This window comes from Deltaproteobacteria bacterium, assembly GCA_020848745.1.
GTDB lineage: Bacteria > Desulfobacterota > Binatia > UTPRO1 > UTPRO1 > UTPRO1.
This window is the reverse complement of sequence record JADLHM010000098.1, coordinates 1-18523: the sequence shown is the minus strand read 5'-3', so window position 1 is coordinate 18523 and position 18523 is coordinate 1. Positions and strand designations below refer to the sequence as shown.

General features: G+C 72.2%; 10 protein-coding genes, 1 pseudogene and 1 riboswitch. Of the genes and pseudogenes, 5 read left to right on the top strand and 6 right to left on the bottom strand.

Annotated elements, in window-relative coordinates; all coding sequences use genetic code 11:
- Positions 1-43 precede the first annotated feature (43 nt).
- A complete protein-coding gene (locus tag IT293_13965) occupies positions 44-4633 on the top strand; it encodes a hypothetical protein (protein MCC6765758.1) in 4590 nt (1529 codons plus the stop codon).
- Between the two features lie 2717 nt (positions 4634-7350).
- Here the strand turns inward: IT293_13965 and IT293_13960 are convergent.
- From IT293_13960 to IT293_13945, 4 genes and pseudogenes are all read right to left on the bottom strand, one after another.
- Positions 7351-7869: pseudogene (locus IT293_13960) on the bottom strand (peptidase C14).
- Positions 7870-8087: 218 nt separating this feature from the next.
- Entirely contained in the window at positions 8088-8732 is a 645-nt protein-coding gene (locus IT293_13955) for a hypothetical protein (GenBank protein MCC6765757.1), read from the bottom strand.
- 31 nt (positions 8733-8763) lie between these two features.
- Positions 8764-9816 carry an acyl-CoA/acyl-ACP dehydrogenase gene (locus IT293_13950; protein ID MCC6765756.1) on the bottom strand — a complete coding sequence of 351 codons (1053 nt, stop codon included), beginning with the start codon at positions 9814-9816 and terminating at the stop codon, positions 8764-8766.
- Entirely contained in the window at positions 9813-10991 is a 1179-nt protein-coding gene (locus tag IT293_13945; GenBank protein ID MCC6765755.1) for an acyl-CoA dehydrogenase family protein, read from the bottom strand. The genes IT293_13950 and IT293_13945 overlap by 4 nt, the downstream gene beginning before the upstream one ends.
- A 345-nt stretch (positions 10992-11336) precedes the next feature.
- Between IT293_13945 and IT293_13940 the strand changes: the two genes are divergently transcribed.
- Positions 11337-11972 (top strand): TetR/AcrR family transcriptional regulator, encoded by a 636-nt coding sequence (locus IT293_13940; GenBank protein MCC6765754.1) that lies wholly within the window; start codon positions 11337-11339, stop codon positions 11970-11972.
- Positions 11973-11979: 7 nt separating this feature from the next.
- Here IT293_13940 and IT293_13935 read toward each other — a convergent pair whose 3' ends face one another.
- Positions 11980-12912: a TIGR03564 family F420-dependent LLM class oxidoreductase gene (locus tag IT293_13935; protein MCC6765753.1), complete on the bottom strand. Its 933-nt coding sequence runs from the start codon at positions 12910-12912 to the stop codon at positions 11980-11982.
- 154 nt (positions 12913-13066) lie between these two features.
- Here IT293_13935 and rmuC point away from each other — a divergent pair, with 154 nt between their 5' ends.
- Together rmuC and IT293_13925 are read left to right on the top strand one after the other, a co-directional pair.
- Positions 13067-14497, top strand: coding sequence for a DNA recombination protein RmuC (rmuC, locus tag IT293_13930; protein ID MCC6765752.1), 1431 nt, complete (start codon positions 13067-13069; stop codon positions 14495-14497).
- Positions 14498-14506: 9 nt separating this feature from the next.
- Positions 14507-16555: a glycosyltransferase family 39 protein gene (locus tag IT293_13925; GenBank protein MCC6765751.1), complete on the top strand. Its 2049-nt coding sequence runs from the start codon at positions 14507-14509 to the stop codon at positions 16553-16555.
- A 55-nt stretch (positions 16556-16610) separates the two neighbouring features.
- Here IT293_13925 and IT293_13920 read toward each other — a convergent pair whose 3' ends face one another.
- Entirely contained in the window at positions 16611-17804 is a 1194-nt protein-coding gene (locus IT293_13920) for a CoA transferase (protein ID MCC6765750.1), read from the bottom strand.
- A 94-nt stretch (positions 17805-17898) separates the two neighbouring features.
- Positions 17899-18014: riboswitch (TPP riboswitch) on the top strand.
- Between IT293_13920 and IT293_13915 the strand changes: the two genes are divergently transcribed.
- Positions 18004-18523: phosphomethylpyrimidine synthase ThiC (locus IT293_13915; protein ID MCC6765749.1), on the top strand; the 520-nt coding region annotated here is incomplete at its 3' end. (Overlaps the previous riboswitch by 11 nt.)

Here is an 18523-nt window from a genome sequence, read left to right as displayed (position 1 = left end):
TTGACTGCGCGCGACGAGGCGGGGCACAAGACGGACACACCCCGTGCGCATCGCGATCGCCCTCCTGCTCCTCCTGGCCGCGGCGACGGACGCGTCGGCCGCGCTCACCGCGACCGTCTCCGGCGGGACGCTCACCGTCACGCTCAGCGCCGCCGACGACGCGGCCGTCACCTGCAGCGGCGGCCAGGCCAAGGTGAACGGTGCGGATCCGACGCCCTCGACCGCCTGCACGGCCGTGACGAGCGTCCTCGTGACGGCGAGCGGCGGCTTTCCGAATCTGGTCGATCTCTCGGGCTTCACGCGCGCCGCCGGCTTCAGCAACGCGCGCCTTGGTTCGAGCACCCTCGTATCGGGCCCGGCGGCCGCGGCAAGCGGCGGCTACGGCATCGGCGTCGATCTCGGACCCGGCGACGACACCTACGTCGGGAGCGACGACGGTCTCATCGACGAGGTCGTCGGCGGCGGCGCGGGAAGCGACACGCTCGCGAGCGGTCTCGGGATCCTGGACTTCCCGATGCAGCCGGCAAGCGGCGAGGTCGACACGCTGCTCGTGACCGGCGTCGGGACGTATCTGGACTTCCGCATCAGCGACGCCGTCACCGTCGACTTGAACGGCGGCGTCGGCGGCGACCCCGACGCGATCGCGTCCCACGCGGGCCGCGTCCTGAAGCTCGACCCCGCGAGCACGTTCAAACCGGCCGGCATCGTCGGCGGCACCGGCGACGACACGCTCGTCGGGTCCGATCAAGGCACGGTCTTCTACGTCTTCGCGGGCACGGATGCGTTCACGGGCGGAACCGAGAAGGACATCTACCTGTTCGGCTACATTACGCCGATCCAGAGCACGACCGCGACGATCACCGACACGGCGGGCGACAACTCGATGGACTTCCTCAGGCTGCCGGCCAACGACCCGATGACGATGGATCTGACGAACGGGCTCGGCGGCGGCGTCCTCGGGCACACCGCGAGCAACCAGACCGTGATCAACGGCTCCCTCGCGACGGGGGGATCGTTCGTCCGCATCTTCGGCACCGAGGGATCGGACACGATCACCGGCAACGCCAAGGACAACATCTTCAACGACTGCCTCGGGAACGACGTCTACGTCGGCGGCGACGGCGCCGACACCTTCAACGAGATGACCGGCTTCCTCCGCCTCCCCGGCGCCAGCGAGTTCGTCGACTGCGGCAACGACCGCTACGAGGGCGGCGACGGCGACGACACATATCAATTCGGGTGCCGGCAGAGTGCGAGCCTCGAGACCAAGACCGTCGTCGAGCTCCCGAACGAAGGCAGCGACACGATCTCCCATACGCGCACGACCTGCGTCGCCGGCTCGACGTCGACCTTCGACCTGCGGAGCGACGCCGAGCTCGTGCGGGTCGGCCCGGGCGGCGGGCCGGCGCGGCAGATCGTGCAGAGCGGCGCCGCCGGGCAATTCGCGAACTTCGAGAACGTTCTCGCGGGCTCGAACGCCGACACGGTGACCGGCAACGACGGCGACAACACGCTGAGTGCGAGCAACACCGCGACGCTCGTCGCGGGCGGTACCGGCAACGACACGTTCTCGGGCGGCACCCTCACCTACGCCGCGGCACCCGGTCCGGTGCACGTGAACCTCGCGACCGGCGTCGCGACCGGCGAGGGCACCGACGACGTGAAGAAGGTGACGCGCGTGATCGGCTCGCCCTTCGACGACACGATGATCGGCAAGAGCGGGAGCGGCATCGTGCTCTCGGGCGGCGCCGGCGCCGACACGATGTACGGCGACTTCTCGAACGTCGTGAACGGCGACGCCGGCAACGACACGATCACGCTCGCCGGCGGCGCGACCGCGAACGGCGGCGCCGACGACGACACGCTCATCGCCCTCCTCTTCGTCGACACGCTGAACGGCGACGCCGGGAACGACACGTTCGTCCTGAACGGCGGGCTCCACACCGTGCACGGAGGCGCCGGCATGGACGAGATCGACATGCGGAACGAGCGCGACGACACCCTCGACTGCGGCGCCGACGCCGACGTCGTGCATGCCGATCAGGGCGACACGGTGAACGCCGACTGCGAGAGCGTGAACCCCGGCGGCACGGGCGGCGCGCCCGACACGACGGCGCTCGCCCTCGTGTCGTGCGGGCTCGGCAACGTGACCTTCCTCGCCGCGTCGGCCGACGGCAGCCGCGTCTTCGTCTCGACCAAGGAGGCCCTCGTCCCGACCGACGGCGACACCGCGCTCGACGTCTATGAGCTCACGGTCGACGGCGTGCGCCTCGTCTCCGGCGGCACCGCCAACGTCGACGTCGCGTTCGACAAGATCAGCGCCGACGGCGCGCACGTCTTCTTCGAGACCACCGAGGCGCTACCCGGCACCGGCGACGCCGATACCGCCTACGACGTCTACGAGCGCGCGAACGGCACGCTCCGACTGATCTCCGGCGGCAGCACCAATCGCGACTCGTACTTCGGCGGAGCCACGGCCGACGGCAGCCGCGTCTGGTTCACGTCGTCGGACGGGCTCGTGCCCGCCGACACCGACGACGTCCGCGACCTCTACGAGCGCCACGGCGCCACGCTCACGTTGATCTCGGCGCCGGTCGCGACGGCGCTCCCCTATGTCGGCTTCGGCGGCGCGACGGCCGACGGCACCATCGTCTGGTTCACCACCAACAAGGCCCTCCTCTCCGGCGATAGCGACGGCGTCGCCGACGTCTACCAGCGGGCCGGCGGAACGCTCACGCGCATCACCCCCAACGGACTCGGCTTCTCGACGGGATTCGCCGGCGCGTCGGCAGACGGCTCGCACGTCTATTACATAAGCGACAAAGCCCCCATGGCGATCGGCGTAGGAGGCGGTACCGCGACCGGCGGCCCGCGTGCGGTCGGCGAGACGAGCTTCACGCTCTACGACTGGAGCGCCGGCACCAGTACCCCCGTCGGCGCGAACGCGAGCTTCGTCGGCGCCTCGACCGACGGCGGCCGCGTCGTCTTCGCCACCAAGCAAGCGCTCTTGCCCGCCGACACCGACGGCGCCGTCGACCTCTATCGCCGCGAGGGCGTGACGCTCACGTTGCTCTCCGGTAGCGGCGGCGACGTCGCCGTCACGTTCGCCGCGATCTCGGCCGACGCGCTCCGCGTCGTGTTCGCCACGACGGAGGTGCTCCTCCCGGCCGACACCGATCTGACGACTGACGTCTACGTGAACGACGGCGGCACGCTCGCCTTGCTGACGCCTGGCACGGCCGACGTCCACGCCGTTTTCAAAGGCGCCGCCGCCGACACGGAACGCGTCTTCTTCCGCACGGCCGAACCACTCGTGGCCGAGGACACCGACACCGGCATCGACGTCTACGAGCGCGGCGCCGGCGGCGTGGCACTCGTCGCCGGCGGCACCGGGAACGTCACGACCTTCTTCGGCGGCACCGCTCAGAACGGCGACGTCGTCTTTTTCCTCTCCGACGAGCAGCTCTTGCCGGCGGATACGGACGCCGAGCGCGATCTCTACGCCGTCGGCCCGTCGGGCTTCCCGCCGGCGCCGGTTTGCACGCCGATCCTGCCGGACGAGGTCTGCGACAACTGCCTCGACGACGACGGCGACGCGGCGGTCGACCGCGCCGACCCCGATTGTCCGGAGCCGGCCGACGGCGCGGGGGCCGGCCTCGGCGCGCCGAAGACGCTCGGCAAGGCGGCGATCAAGTGCCAGAAGGCGCTCGCCAAGAGCGGCGCGAAGCTCTCCGCCGCGAAGCTGAAGCGGCTCCAGGCCTGCGCGCAGAGCGGCTTCGCGTGCGTGCAGCAGAAGCCCGGCGACGCGGCCTGCACCGTGAAGGCGGCCGCGAAGTGCGGGAAGGCGCTCGCCGGCCTCGCGGCCGACCGCGCGAAGCTCGCGGCCGCGCTCGGCAAAGCGTGCGGTCCGCCGGTGCTCGAGGCGGCCGATCTCCTCGGCGACGCCGGCCTCGGATTCGACGCCGAAGCGGAGCCGTGCGCCGATCGCGGCGTCGCGACGCTCACGTCGGTGAGCGACGTCGCCGCGTGCGTCCGGGCGACCGCGGAATGCCGCGCCGACGCGATCTTCGCCGCCGAGTCGCCGCGCGGCGGCGAGCTTCTCGCCGCCCTCGGACGCGACGCCGCGGCCGATACGCCGTGTCTCGGCGACACGACGAACGGCGCCGGTCAGGGCCTCGCGGGCAGCGCGGCGAAAGCCGCGGTCAAGTGCCAGAAGGGCCTCGCGAAGGCGGGCGCGGGATTTGCGGGGAAGGAGCAGAAGCTCCTGCAGAAGTGCGTCGCCGCCGTCGCGGCATGCGTACAGCTCAAAGCGGGCGACCCGGCGTGCCTCGCAAAGGCCCGGACGACGTGCGGCAAGCTCGCGCTCAAGATCGCCGCCGCGGAGACCAAGGTCGGCACGACCGTCGCCAAGAGCTGCGGCGCCGTCGCGGCGGCGGGCGTGCTCGCGGCCGACGGCCTCGGCTTCGCGATCCACACCTCGACCTGCGCCGGCATGGGCGTCCCGGCGCTCGCGACGCTCGACGACGTCGCCGCGTGCACGACGCGGCTCCACGAATGCCGCGCGCTCCAGCTCCTCGAGAATCAAACGCCGCGGCTCGGCGAGCTGCTCGACGCCGGCGGCGTGACGCCTTAAGAAGCGACATCGCGGGGCCCACGAACCCCGGTTTCCATCCTCGCGCACCCAACCCCGAGCGGCCCTTCATCGAGAACGCTGATCTTTTCGCGATAGGCTCCGCCCGCTCGTGCACCCAGCCGCCCCGCGAAACTCCGCGAAACTCCTTGACCAGGACCCCACGCTCAGACTATGGCCACGCATCCCGCCGCTTTTGTAGAGAGGTGTGCCGTGACTCGTCCGTTGTCCCTACTCGCGCTCTTGACGCTCGTCCTCGGATCTTCCGTCCCGGTCCATGCGCTGACGCCCGCCGACGCGGGATGTCGGAAAGCGCTCGCCGCCGCCGCGACCAAGCTCGCGGCGACCGTCCTCAAGGAGCAGCAGCGTTGTCACAAGGTCCGGATGAGCAACACCGATCCGGTGAACTATCCGCCGACCGTCGACTGCAACGACATCGGCGCCTTGAGCTCGAAGGCGCAGGACAAGATCACCAAGGCGCAGACGAAGCTCGCCGGCGCCGCGCAGAAGAAGTGCGAGGGCCGCGCGAGCCTACCCTCCGCCCTCGGGTTCGTTACCTGTGGACCGCCGTGTGAGTCGGTACCGATCACCAGCTCCTACGCGAGCGTGGCGGCGTGTCTGTCGTGCCAGGTTCGTGGGCTCGTCTCGGAGCTCGACCTCGGACTCTACGGAACGCCGCCGGATCCTGCCGTGCAGAGCGAGCCGAACGACACGGTCGTTTGCCAGAGCGCGATCGGAAGCGTGTCCAGGAAGCTCACGTTCACGATCCTGAAGATCCAACAGAAGTGCCAGTACCAAGAGGATCGCGGATCGCTCTCCGCGGACTGCATGACCTACGACCCGAAGGGGAAGGTCGCGAAGGTCGCGGCGAGCATCCTGGGGCTCCTGAACGGAAAGTGCACGGCGAGCGATCTCACCACGCTCGGCAGCTGCGGCACCACCCACCCGACCGAGGCCGCGTGCATCGACGCCGCCGGCTCCGCCGCGGCGGACGAGCTCTTCGTCGACGTCTACGAGCCCCCGATGGCGGCGACGCCGACTCCGGGTCCAACCGCGACGGCGACGCCCACACCGGCGGCGACGCCGACGGAGACTCCAACGGGGACGCCGACCGAGACGGTGACGCCCACCGCCACGGAGACGCCCACCCCGACGGGGACCCCGACCGAGACGGCGACGCCCACCGCCACGGAGACGCCCACCCCGACGGAGACCGAGACGGCGACGCCGACCGTTACGCCGACGCCGGACACGACGGGGCCGACGGTCGTCTTCAATCCGCTTCCGGGGGCGATCCGGAACGGTCAGAGCCTCACCGCTACCGGCACGACCGATCCGTCGGGCGTCGCGTCCGTCGAGTACCTCTACTGTCCGGGCGCTTCGTGCACGCCCGCGACCTCGATCGGCTCGAGCACGTCGGGACCGAGCTATCTGGTCGTGTGGTCGGGCCAGCCGGCCGACGGCACCTACCAGGTGGCAGCGACCGCGCTCGACGTACACGCGAACCCGGCGACGTCGGCGAAGCAGACGATCCTGATCGACAACACGTCGCCCACGGGTGCCCCCACCGTGCCGGCGGCATCCGACCTCTACTCGAGCAGCGGTACGACCTACGCCGCCACCGGCAACTACCCCGGCGAGACCGCGTGGCCCGGTAGCATCAGCGGAACCGCCGCGGACGCGACCTCGGGCGTGGCGCTCGTGGAAGTGAGCATCCGGCAGGAGAGCACCGGCAGCTACTGGAACGGCTCCGGCTTCGGGAGCGGCGCCGAGCTCTTCTTCACCGCGACCGGTACGACCTCGTGGTCGCTCGCGTTCGCCGGCGCGAGCTTCCCCGCGGGCGGCGCCTACTCCGTGCGTGTCCAGGTGACCGACGTCGCCGGCAACGCGCACACCGGCAGCAGCGTCGCGTTCAACGTCGACTACGATCCGGCGAAGACCGTCTTCGTGGACGCCGGCTCGGGCAGCGACGCCAACAGCGGCCTGACGCCTGCGACCGCGAAGGCGACCGTGGGCGCCGGCGTGGCGATCGCAACCGATACGCGGCCGCTGGTCGCGGTGGCGCTCGGAACCTACACCGCCACCGTCACGATCAGCAGCGGCGCCGCCGACCCCACCATCGTGCGCGGCGGCTATGATCCGGCCTTCAAGCGCGCCGCCGTCGGCTCGAACGTGGTCACCATCAACGGCAGTGGCGGATCGCAGTCGACCGGCGTGCTGGTCTCGACCTTCGGCGCGCAGCTCCAGCAGCTCATCATCACCAGCGGCGCGCCGAGCGGCGACGGCAGCAGCGCGTACGGTGTGCGCGCGATCAGCGGCGCGGCCGTCGAGGCGACGAACTGCACGATCAACGCGTCGGCCGGCGTCGCGGGCGCCAACAACACGGCAACCACTCCGGCTGCGAGCGCCGGCTGCACCGGCGGCAACGGCGGCAACGCGAGCGGTCCGTCGTCGCCGGGAGGCGGCGCTGGATCGTGCGGCGGCACCGGCGTCGCGGCGAGCGGCGGCGGCGGCACCGGCGGCAACTACTCGGGTGCGGGCGCCAGCGGCAGCGCGGGCGGCGGCGGTGCCGCCGGCGGCAACGGGGGCTGTGGCAGCCTCTTCGGTTGCGGCACCAACGCCGGTGGCGGCAATGCGGGCGCGGGCGGCGGCGCGGGCGCGGCCGGCGCGGGCGGCACCAACTCGACGGCTTCCGCGGCGGCGATCTGGATCGGACAGAACGGCAGCGCCGGCGGGAACGGCGGCGCGGGCGGCGGCGGTGGTGGCGGTGGCGGCGGCAAGTCCGCGAGCGCGTCCGGCGGCGGCGGCGGCGCGGGCGGCGGCGGCGGCGCCGGCGGTGGCGGTGCGACCGGCGGCGGCAGCCACGGCGGCGGCTCGTTCGGCGTCTATGCCTTCAATGCAACCGTCATCCTCACGAGCGTGGATGCGACCGCGACGAGCGGCGGCGCGGGCGGCGGCGGCGCGAGCGGCGGCAACGCCGGCGCCGGTGGCGTCGGCGGCAACGGCGGTACGCGGTCCTGCTGCTCGGCCGGTGGTGGTGGCGGCGGCGGTGCGGGGGGCGGCGCGGGCGGCGGCGGGGGTGCCGGCGGTGGAGCCGGCGGCCCGTCCATCGGCGCATTCCATGCCGGCACCGGCGCGCTCAGCGTTTCCGGCGGCAGCCTCACCCGTGCCGGCAGCGCGGCCGCGGGCGGCGGTGGCGGCTCGGGCGGCAACGCGGGCGTCGGGAACATCGGCGGCAGCGGCACCCAGGGCGCCAGCGGCGGCGGCACCTCGTCGGGAGGCACCGCCGGCGCGTCCGGCGCGTCCGGCGCGTCGGGCCTTCTGTGCAGCAAGTACGAAAGCTCGACCTGCACGCCGTAAGCACGCGAGCCTCTCGACGGAGTCCTCACGAACCCCCGCCGAAGCAACGAATGCCGGCCCGGCGCGCGCTAGCCGCGCGACGCCGGGCCGGCCTGGATCACACCGGTCCCTGCAGCGGTAGACAGCGCGGATCGAGCGGCACGTTCGGCAGGCCCTCGGATTCGTCGAACACCACGAGGTACTCGACGCCGAGGTATCCGAGGAGCTCGAGCAGCCGGGGCGCCGCCTGCCACACCTGCAATTGCGCGGTCTCCACCGTCGCCGTGCAGAACTCGGCCGCGAACTCCGCGAGCCCGGTCGCCGGGCTCGTGAAGTCCCCGAACGCCGCCTGGAAGCGCAGCGCGTCGTACGCGTCGGCGATGGCGGCGTCGGCCGGTGCACACGCCTTCAGAACCGCATCGACGAGCTTCGTCGTCGCGGCGCCCACCTTGGCGTAGTTCTTGGCGCACTTGCCGCGTAGCTTCACGAGGCCGGCGTCGAACTCCTCCTGGGTCGTGAGGCCGTTCTCGAATGCCAAGCGTGCGGCGAGCACGCCGTCGACGCAGGCTCCGAGCGACGCGACCGTCGTCTTCACGAGCGCGCGCTGCGCCTTCTTCACTCCCTTCTGGCACTTCGCGATCGCGCCGACCTCGGCCTTGCCGAGCGGCACGGGCGGCGTCGGCGCGGGGAACATGAGGCAACCCGGCGCGCCGAGTAGCAAGGCCGCGCCGAGAGCGAGACGGAACATGGATGTGCGAGCCATGAATCGATCCTCCTGATCGAGTATCGGACGGTCAGTAGCCCGCCGCGACGAGCGCCGCCTCGAGCTGTGCCTCCGTCGAGCCGTAGTGCTGCTCGAGCGTCTTCGCGCGCTTGAAATAGAAGTGCAAGTCGAGCTCCCACGTGAAGCCGATGCCGCCGTGCATCTGGATCGCCTCGCCGCAGACGTGGCGCGCCGAGTCGCCGGCGTAGGCCTTCGCGGCGGCGCACGCGAGCGGCGCCTCCGGCGCGTCGGTGTCGAAGCTCCACGCGGCGCGATAGACCGCCGAGCGCGTCGACTCGACCTTCAACAGCATGTCGGCCATGCGGTGCTGCAGCGCCTGGAAGGCGCCGATCGGCCGCTCGAACGCTTGCCGCGTCCGCACGTACTCGAGCGTCGTCTCGAGGCACCGGCTCATGAGCCCGAGCAGCATCGCGCTCGCGCCGACCGCCCCCAACCGATCGACGCGCACGAGGTCCGCCGAGGCGCCGAGCGGCTTCGCCGCGTGATCGAGGACGATGTCGCCGAAGCGCTGCGCGAGGTCGAGCGTCTGGAGCGGCGTCGCCTCGAACGGTCCGTCGACCAGGACGAGCCCGTCCACCGTCGTCGCCACGAGAGCGTCGGCGCTCGCCGCGAACGGCACGAAATACTTGACGCCGCGCACGCGTCCGCCGTTCGCGCGCACGGTCGTCGCGGCGGGTCCCGCGAACGGCGCGTCGTGACGCGCGATCGCGACGAGCTTCTCGCCGGCCACGACGTCGCGCACGAGCGCGTCGTCGACACCGCCATCCGCCACCAGCGACGCGGCGAGCACGACGTCGAGGAACGGGCCCGGCACGCAGACGCGGCCCATCTCCTCGAGGACGATGGCGAGCTCGACGGCGCCGAGCCCCTGCCCGCCGACGCGCGCCGGCAGCACGAGGCCGACGTAGCCCATCTCGGCGAGCCGCCGCCACTCCGCCGGGTCGTAGCCCGCCTTGGAATGCTCCATGACCGCGCGGCTCTTCTCGATGGGGAGCTCGCTACCGAGGAAGTCGCGCGTCGAGCTGCGCAACAGGGCCTGGTCGTCGGAAAGCGCGAATCTCATCGTGCGTCCTGCGGCAGGTTCAGCACCCGCTTGGCGATGATGTTGCGTTGGATCTCCGAGGAGCCGGAGTAGATCGTCCCCGCGCGAGACCAGAGGAACTCGCGCGCCCAGTCGACGTCGGGCCGCGCGTCGGGGCTCGTGCGCAGCAGCTGTCCGCCCGGGCCCAGGATATCGAGCGCGGCGTCGCGGAAGCGCTTGTCGAACTCGCTCCAGTAGATCTTCTCGATCGACGACTCGGGCCCCGGCGTCTTGCCCTCGGCGAAGGACGCGAGCGTGCGGATGCCGTTCGCGCGCATCACCTCGTTCTCGACGAGGAGCCGCGCGAGCTTCTCACGCACCGCGGCGTCGGTGCGGCCGTACTCCTTGCAGGCCGCCGCGAGACAATCGAGGTCGCGGCCGTAGCGCACCGACGCCGCCAGCGACATGGCGCCGCGCTCGTACGCGAGCACCGTCATGGCGATCCGCCACCCCTCGCCGATCTGCCCGACGAGCTGTGCGCGCGGCACGCGCGCATCCTCGAAGAAGACCTCGCCGAACTCGCTCTCGCCGGTGATCTGCCGCAGCGGCCGCACCGTCACACCCGGCGTGTCGAGCTTGCAGAGGATGAACGAGATGCCGCCGTAGCGGTCCTTCGAGTCGGTACGGGCGAGCACGAAGATCCAGTCGGCCCACGGACCGAAGGTCGTCCAGATCTTCTGGCCGTTCAGGACGAAGTGGTCCCCGTCGAGCCGCGCGCTCGTGCGCAGCGAGGCGAGATCGCTGCCGGATCCGGGCTCGCTGAAGCCCTGACACCAGATCTCGTCGCCGGAGAGCATCGGCGGAATGAAGCGGCGGCGCTGCTCCTCGCTGCCGTGGTGGATGAGCGCCGGACCGAGCAACCCGATCCCGAGCGTATTGAGGATGGGCGGCGCGCCCGCGCGCGCCATCTCCTCCTCGAAGATGGACTTCTCGACCTCGCCGGCGCCGCGCCCTCCCCACTCGCGCGGCCAGTCCATCCCGAGATAGCCGGCTTCGTAGAGCTTCTTCTGCCAGGCGCGCCGGAACTCCATGAGACCATCTTCGGTCGTGGCGGGGTCGCGCAACTCCTCGCGCCAGGGGCGCCGCATGTTGTCGGCGAGCCACGCGCGCAGTTGGTCGCGGAACTCGAGGTGTGTCGGCGCCAGGTGCAGGTCCATGAGCGGCTCCTTGGTCGGGCTTTTCGGGTCGAATGCGGGAACGAGACGGGGCGAGCGGACGCAGGGCGCGGTGTACGCAACGCTCCCAGCCGAATCAATCGCGCGTCGCGGGAAAGCGGATGCTCGAAGGCCTCGATCACGGCTCGCCTCGGGATTGACAGTGATCATTTGCCCCTCTAGTGACGAACCGATGAATTGGGCGTCCGACCTATCGAATGTGGTCGATCGACCGATCATGGTAGCCGGTAGCCGGCCCTACGACGGGTACGGCGGGCTCGACGCGTACCTCCGGCGTAATCTCGACCCGCTGCGTCGGTTTGGCGCCGAACCGCGACGGCGCGATCCATGACCGGAACCAACGAGAAGCCGCCGCGACACCGCCCCGGCACCGCCGTCCTCCCGAAGGGACGCATCCGCATGGAGGCGATCCTCGATGCGGCGACGACCCTCCTGATCGACGACGGCTACGCGCACCTCTCGACCCGCAAGATCGCCGCACGGGCCGGCATCCGTCCCGGGCACCTCCAGTACTACTACCCGACCAAGCAGGACGTCGTGCGCGGGCTCCTCGAGCGCTATCTCGAGCGCGCGAGCCTCGCCTTCGAACGGGAAGCCGCGACGGCGCCGGACGCCGAGGGACGCGTCGATCTCTTCCTCGACGCGGTCCTCCGCGACCAGCGCGAAGGTGACCGGGCGCGCTTCTTCTGGGAGCTCTGGGCCCTCGCGGCGCGCGACGGCGCGATCGCCGACGCGATGCACGCCTTCTACCGAACCTACTGGCGGCGGCTCGTCGACGCGCTCCTCGGCGCCAACCCCGCGCTCGGGCGGCCGCGGGCCGAGCGGCGCGCCGCCCTCTTGATCGCGACGCTCGAAGGCCTCACCCTCTTCCGGAGCCGGGGAGCGAGCCGCGAGCTGCCGCTGCCCTTCCTCGAACGCGAGCTCCGCGAACTCGCGTGCGCCCTCGCCTCCGACGCCGGCTGATGCGGCTTCAGACGGCTGAAGTGCGCCCGAGCTTCGCCAGGAACTCCCGCGTACGCGCGATCGCGTCGTCGTCGCCCTCGACCCGACACGGCGCCCAGAAGAGGTCGGTCGCGCCGGCGGCGGCGAGCCGCGCGAGCTCGGCCCCGACGGCCGACTCGTCTCCGGCGATGACGACGTCGCCGGGGCCCTGCGCGCCTTCGCGATCGAGCATCGCGCGGTACGAAGGGAGGGTTCCGTAGATCGCGAATTGCCGCGCGGCCGCCCGCCGTGCCGCGGCCGGATCCTTGGTGATCGCGACGGGGAGCCCGACCACGACGCGCGGCTTCGGTCGGCCGACCGCCGCGGCCGCCTCGTCGAGCCGCGGCACCGTATGATCGCGGATCGTCTTCGGACCCGTCATCCAGGTGATCGTGCCGTCCGCCACGGTGCCGGTGAGGGCCAGCATCTTCGGCGCCAGCGCCGCCACCAGGATCTGGCAGGGCTGGCCGCCCGGGACGTTCAAGCTCGCCGCCACCCGATACTCGCCGCCCTGGTGCATCGCGGTCCCGGTCCGCATGAGGGGGACGAGGACCTCGAGGTACTCCTTCATGTGGCTGTAGGGCTTCGCGAAGGAGAGGCCGAGCATCGTCTCGATCAAGACCTGATGCGAAAGGCCGATGCCGAGCGTGAAGCGGCCGCGGGCGATCGCCTGCGCCGTCATCGCCTGTTGCGCCATGGCGGTCGGATGGCGCGGGAAGGTTGGTACGACCGCGGTCCCGATCTCGATGCGGCTCGTCTCGCGGGCGCAGAGCGCGCTCATCATGATCGCGTCGAAGCCGAAGATGTGCGCGAGCCACGCGCTCGCGAAGCCGTCGGCCTCGGCCCGCCTGGCCTGCGCGATCATGCCGTCCACGTCGGCGGGGGCGCCGCCGAGCTCACCGATGCCGATGCCGATCTTCATGGTCGCCTCCTCGCGCGGGTCCGGGGGTGCCTGCTATCTCTCCTCGCGCGCCCATGGAAGGGGCGAACCCGCGAGGTCTCGGCGCGCCAACGGTTGACGAGCGCGGTTGACCTTTCGCGCGGAGCGAGACGATAGTGCTCGCGAACCAATGCCGATGGAGCACGCGCTGCTGGGAGTGGTCGCCGGGGTGGTCGTGGGCGCCGTCGCGGGGTGGCTCGGGGCCCGACTGCGCGCCGCCCGCGAGCTGCGTGCCGAGGTCGCCCGCGGCACCGGGCTCGACGCGGTGCTCGCGGAGCGTTCCGCCCGCGTCGAACGGCTCGAGTCCCAGCTGACGCGCAGCGCAGAGGATCTCACCGCCGCGCACGCCCGGGAAGCGCGGCTCGCCGCCGACCTCGCCAACGAGCGCACGGCGAGCGCCGGGAAGGTCGCGCTTCTCGCCCAGGCGGAGGCGAGCCTCCGCGAGGCGTTCCAGTCGCTCTCGGCCGAGGCGCTCCGGCACAACAACGAATCGTTCGTGACGCTCGCGCGCGCGACGCTCGGCGAGCTGCAGCAGGCGGCGACCGGCGAGCTCGAGAGCCGGCGCATCGCCGTCGACGAGCTCGTGCGCCCGATCCGGGAATCGCTGCACCAGGTCGATCAGCAGCTGAAGGCCGTCGAGAAGGAGCGCCAGGGCGCCTACCACACGCTCACCGAGCAGGTGCGTTCGCTCGGCGACACCCAACGCCAGCTGCACGGCGAGACGCTGAACCTCGTGAAGGCGCTGCGCGCCCCGACCACCCGCGGCCGCTGGGGCGAGCTGCAACTACGCCGCGTCGTCGAGCTCTCCGGGATGCTCCCGCACTGCGACTTCCAGGAACAGGCCACGCTCGTCTCCGAGGACGGCCGGGCGCGTCCCGACCTGATCGTGCACCTGCCGGGCGGCCGCCACGTCGTCGTCGATGCGAAGGCTCCGCTCGACGCCTACCTCGATGCCGTCGAAGCCACCGACGATGCCCGGCGCGACGCCCGCCTGAAGGACCACGCGCGGCAGGTGCGCGACCACGTCACCAAGCTCGGCGCCAAGGCCTACTGGTCGCAGCTCGCGACCGCGCCCGATTTCGTCGTCATGTTCCTGCCCGGCGAGCCGTTCTTCAACGCGGCCGTAGAGCACGACCCGTCGCTCTTCGAGCACGCGGCCGCCCGACGGGTCGTCTTGGCGAGCCCGACGAACCTGATCGCGCTCCTGTACGCCGTCGCTCATGGCTGGCAGCAGCAGCGCATCGCCGACGGAGCCCTGCAGATCTGGGAGCTCGGCCAGACCCTCTACGACCGCCTGCGGGTGTTCGCCGGCCACTTCGAAAGCCTGCGCCGGGCCCTCGACGGCGCGACCGACGCCTACAACGCCGCCGTCGGCTCCCTCGAGACCCGCGTCCTTCCGCCGGCACGCCGGTTCCGCGAGCTCGGCACCTCGACGTGCGGCGAGCTTCCCGACCTGGAGCCGGTCGGCCGGCGGACGCGCCGGCTGCAGGCGCCGGACGCCGCGACCGACCTCGCGACCGAGACGTTCGCGGTCGCCGAGCCCACGGTGTCGTCGCCGAAGCACTGAGGCTCCGCGATGCGGGAGATCCTCGGACTCGCCTCGCTGGCGCTCACCGCCGTCGCCGTCACGGCCGCCGTCGCGCGCGTTCGGCGCGACGACGACGCCCCGTTGCGATCGGCGCTCCTCGAGGCGTCGATCCTGCTCGGCGTGCTGCTCGTGGTCGGCGTCGAGCTCACGAGCGCCGCGACGCGGCTCGCGACCGCTCCCGTCGCCGCGTTCTGGGCCGGCGTCGCGCTGAGCGCGACGATCGTCGCCGCGCGCGCGCCCGGCAGGACGGTCCGCCCGGACGCGGCGCGCTGGCCGGCCGCCGCGGCGCGCGACTACGCGGCCGCGACGCAGCGTCGTGTCCTGCTCGCGCTCGTCGCCGTGTTCGTCGCCCTCACCGCCGTGACCGCCATGGCGACCCCGCCGAACAACTGGGACGCGATGACGTACCACATGCCGCGCGTCGCCCACTGGCTCGCGAACGGCTCGCTCCACCACTACCCGACCGCACGCACCCAACAGCTCTTCATGCCGCCGCTGAACGCCTACGCGATCGCGACGCTGCAGGTGCTGGCCGCAAGCGATGCGTGGGCGAACCTCGTCCAGTGGGTCGCCTACGTCGGGGGCGCGGCGATCGCTTCCCTGGTGGTCCGCCGCCTCCACGGCGGCCCGACCGCGGAGCTCGCCGCCGCCCTCGCGTTCCTGACGCTGCCGATGGCGATCGCGCAGGCGGCCACGGCGCAGGCCGACCTGCTGACCGCGTACTGGCTGCTCGCGCTGCTGGCGTTGATCGTCGGCCCCGAGACCCGCCGCACGCCCCTCTGGGCGGGGGCCACCGTGGGACTCGGCCTGCTCACGAAGCCGAGCTTCGCGCTCTATGCGATCCCCTTCGTCCTCGCGCTCCTCGCCCGCCACGTCCGCGCCCGCGCCGCCGGCTCGCGGCTGCGGTCCGCCGCCGCGGCCGCGATCGCGCTCGTCGCGATCCCGCTCGCCCTCCAGGCGCCGCACGCGTTCCGCAACGAGGAGACCTTCGGCGCGCCGTGGGGCGGCGGGAACGAGGTGGCGCGGATGCAGAACGAGTTCCTCGGACCCCGCTCGTGGCTCTCGAACCTGGCGCGGGCGACCGCGGTCCACGTGCCGTTGCCGGGATACGCCGAGGGGCTGATCCACGTCCACCGCTGGCTCGGCATCGACCCCGACGACCCGCGCACGACGCATCTCCACGACCTCTCCTTCACGCAGGTCGCGGCGCAGTGGTTCCGGCCCCTCATCCCGAGCGAAAACTCGGTCGGCAACCCGGCGCACTTCCTGACCGCGATCGTGCTGCTGCTCGCGGCCTTGATACGGCCCGGAGGCTGGAGTCCGCGCGCCGCGACGGCGCTCGCGATCGCCGTGCTCGGCGTCGCCGGCTGGGCGTTGTTCAGCCTGCCCTTCAAGTGGCAGGCATGGACCTCGCGCTTCGACCTCCCGCTGTTCGCCGCGCTCTGCGTTCCCTTCGGGCTGGCCATGGGACGGACCACCACGCGCGCCGCGAGCCTGGTGATCGCGAGCTGGGTGCTCGGCGCGCTGCCGGCGCTCACGCTCGCCGTCCATCGGCCGCTCATCGGCATGGACGCGGTCGCGCGCATGCCGGCGGCGCAGACCGCGCTCGCCGCGCTCGGCGGCGAGCGCGCGCAGGAGGCCGTCGAGCGCCACACGGCGCACGCCCGGAGCGTGCTCGGCGCCTCGAACACCGAGGTGTTGTTCCGTAGCAACCGCGGTGTCTCCGCCGCCTATCTCGCCGCCGTCGACGCGGTACGCGCCTCCGGGTGCACGAACGTCGGCCTCGAGCTCGACCGCGACGACTGGGAGTATCCCTTCTGGCGGCTGCTCGGCGAGACCGCCGGGGCGGGTGCGTATCGGATCCAGAGCGTCGGCGTCACCAACGAGACGGCGCGCCTCGCGCCCGAGGGTCTCGAGCCCTGCATCGTCGTCAGCGCGGTCGAGCCCTCGGCGTTTCGCGACCGCGGCGAGTGGGAAGCGACCCGCCTCTCCAACGGCCGCCTGTTCACGATCTACCGCAAGCGCGGCGCCTCGTGACGGACCCGCGCGCGCGTGCTCGCCCCGGTCGGCGCGCGCGCCCCGCCCGCCGCGGTCAGACGACGCCGTCCGCCGCCAGGCGCTCGAGGTCGGCCGCATCGAGGCCGACCTCGGCGAAGACCTCCCGATTGTGCTCACCGAGCGCCGGCGCGAGCGCGCGCGCCCGCGGCGCCGCCCCGGAGAACCGCAACGGATTGCCGTGCAGCACGATCTCGCCGAGCGCGGAATGCGGATGACGCTCGATCATGCCGCGTGCGTGGAGTTGCGGGTCGTCGATGAGCTCGTCGGGGCGCGCGACCTTGGCGCACGGCACGTCGGCGCCGTCGGGTCCGAGCGCCCGCAGCACCTCGTCGCAGGTCCGCTCGCGTACCCACGCGCCCACGAGCGCGTTCACCTCGCGCCGGTGCCGCGCCCGGGCGCGGTGGTGCTTGTAGCGCTCGTCGCGCGCGAGCTCCGGACGTCCGATCGCGGCGCAGAGCCTCCGGAAGAGCTTGTTGCTCGCCGTGCCGACCGCGATCCAGCCGTCACGCGCTTCGAGCGCGTCGTAGGGCGCGCTGAAGGAGTGTTGGTTGCCGACGCGCTCGGCGCGCATACCGAGCCCGGCGGCGATCGTGGCCCACGAATCGGTGATCGCGAACACGGCATCCTGGTTCGAGAGGTCGAGCGTGCGCCCGCTGCCCGTGCGGTCGCGGTCGCACACGCCCGCGACGACGCCGAGCGCGAGATAGAGCCCGCCCACGAAGTCCGCGAGCGCTCCGCCGCCGCGGACCGGAGGCCCGTCGGGAAAGCCGGTCATGGCCATGAGGCCGCCGCTCGCCTGCGCCACGATGTCGTACGACGCCTGCCCGGCGCGCGGCCCCGTCGCTCCGAAGCCCGAGAGCGCCGCGACCACGAGACGGGGGTTGCGCGCCCGCAGCACGTCGGGACCGAGGCCGTGCGCCGCCATCCACCCGGCGCGGAAGTTGTCGACGACCACGTCCGCCCGCTCGACCAGGCGCAGGAAGACGTCGCGCCCCGCCGGCGTCCCGACGTCGAGCGTGACCGAACGCTTGCCGCGGTTGGTGTTCTCGAAGGCGAGCGACGTGTGCCCCTCCCGAGAAGGGCCGTGACGATAGTCATCGCCGGTCCGCGGGCGTTCGATCTTGATCACGTCCGCACCGAGGTCGGCGAGGATGGCGGTCGCGAACGGCCCCGCGACCACGCGCGTGAGGTCGAGCACCCGGATGCCTTCGAGAACGCGGCCGGCCACGGATGCGCATGCTACCAGCGAGCCCGTCGATTCCAAGCGAAGCATCCCCCGAACCGTTCAACTTGACTGTCGCGGCGCGCGCTGCGCATGGTGACTCGAACGCTGGGGGAGCCGCGATCGGGCCATGCGGCTGAGAGGGTAGCGCGGGGCTGCCGACCCCTCGAACCTGACCCGGTTCGTACCGGCGGAGGGAAGCGCCATGACCACGAAGACACGAACCCAGCTGGAAGCAGCGCGCGCGAACGTCGTCACGCCGGAGATGGAACGCGTGGCGACGCGCGAATGCGTCACCCCCGAGGTCGTGCGCGCCGAGGTCGCGCGCGGGCGGCTCGTCATCCCCGCGAATTTCCGCCACCTCGCCGGCAGCGGCGGACGCGCCCCGATCGCGGCTCCCGCCGGCGCCGCCGCCGCACCGGTCGGCCATCCCGGCGCCGAGCCGCGGGGCGCGTACTGGGTCAACCAGACGGTCGCGCAGCGGCGCGCGCTGATCGACGACCCCGCCGTCCTGCGCGGATCGTACGCGCCCAAGCGCCTCGACCCGACCGGCATCGGCCGCATGATCACCACCAAGATCAACGCCAACATCGGCGCGTCGCCGGTCGCGAGCGGCACCGCCGCCGAGGTCGAGAAGCTGCACTGGGCGCAGCAGTTCGGCGCCGACACGCTGATGGACCTCTCGACCGGCGGCAACCTCGCCGAGTGCCGCCAGGCGATCGTCG

What these genes read in the sequence shown, in the direction of transcription:
- IT293_13955 (MCC6765757.1), bottom strand. Translation starts at nt 8,732, where the DNA reads ATGGCTCGCACATCCATGTTCCGTCTCGCTCTCGGCGCGGCCTTGCTA.
- IT293_13940 (MCC6765754.1), top strand. Translation starts at nt 11,337, where the DNA reads ATGACCGGAACCAACGAGAAGCCGCCGCGACACCGCCCCGGCACCGCC.
- IT293_13950 (MCC6765756.1), bottom strand. Translation starts at nt 9,816, where the DNA reads ATGAGATTCGCGCTTTCCGACGACCAGGCCCTGTTGCGCAGCTCGACG.
- IT293_13925 (MCC6765751.1), top strand. Translation starts at nt 14,507, where the DNA reads ATGCGGGAGATCCTCGGACTCGCCTCGCTGGCGCTCACCGCCGTCGCC.
- IT293_13935 (MCC6765753.1), bottom strand. Translation starts at nt 12,912, where the DNA reads ATGAAGATCGGCATCGGCATCGGTGAGCTCGGCGGCGCCCCCGCCGAC.
- IT293_13945 (MCC6765755.1), bottom strand. Translation starts at nt 10,991, where the DNA reads ATGGACCTGCACCTGGCGCCGACACACCTCGAGTTCCGCGACCAACTG.
- rmuC (MCC6765752.1), top strand. Translation starts at nt 13,067, where the DNA reads ATGGAGCACGCGCTGCTGGGAGTGGTCGCCGGGGTGGTCGTGGGCGCC.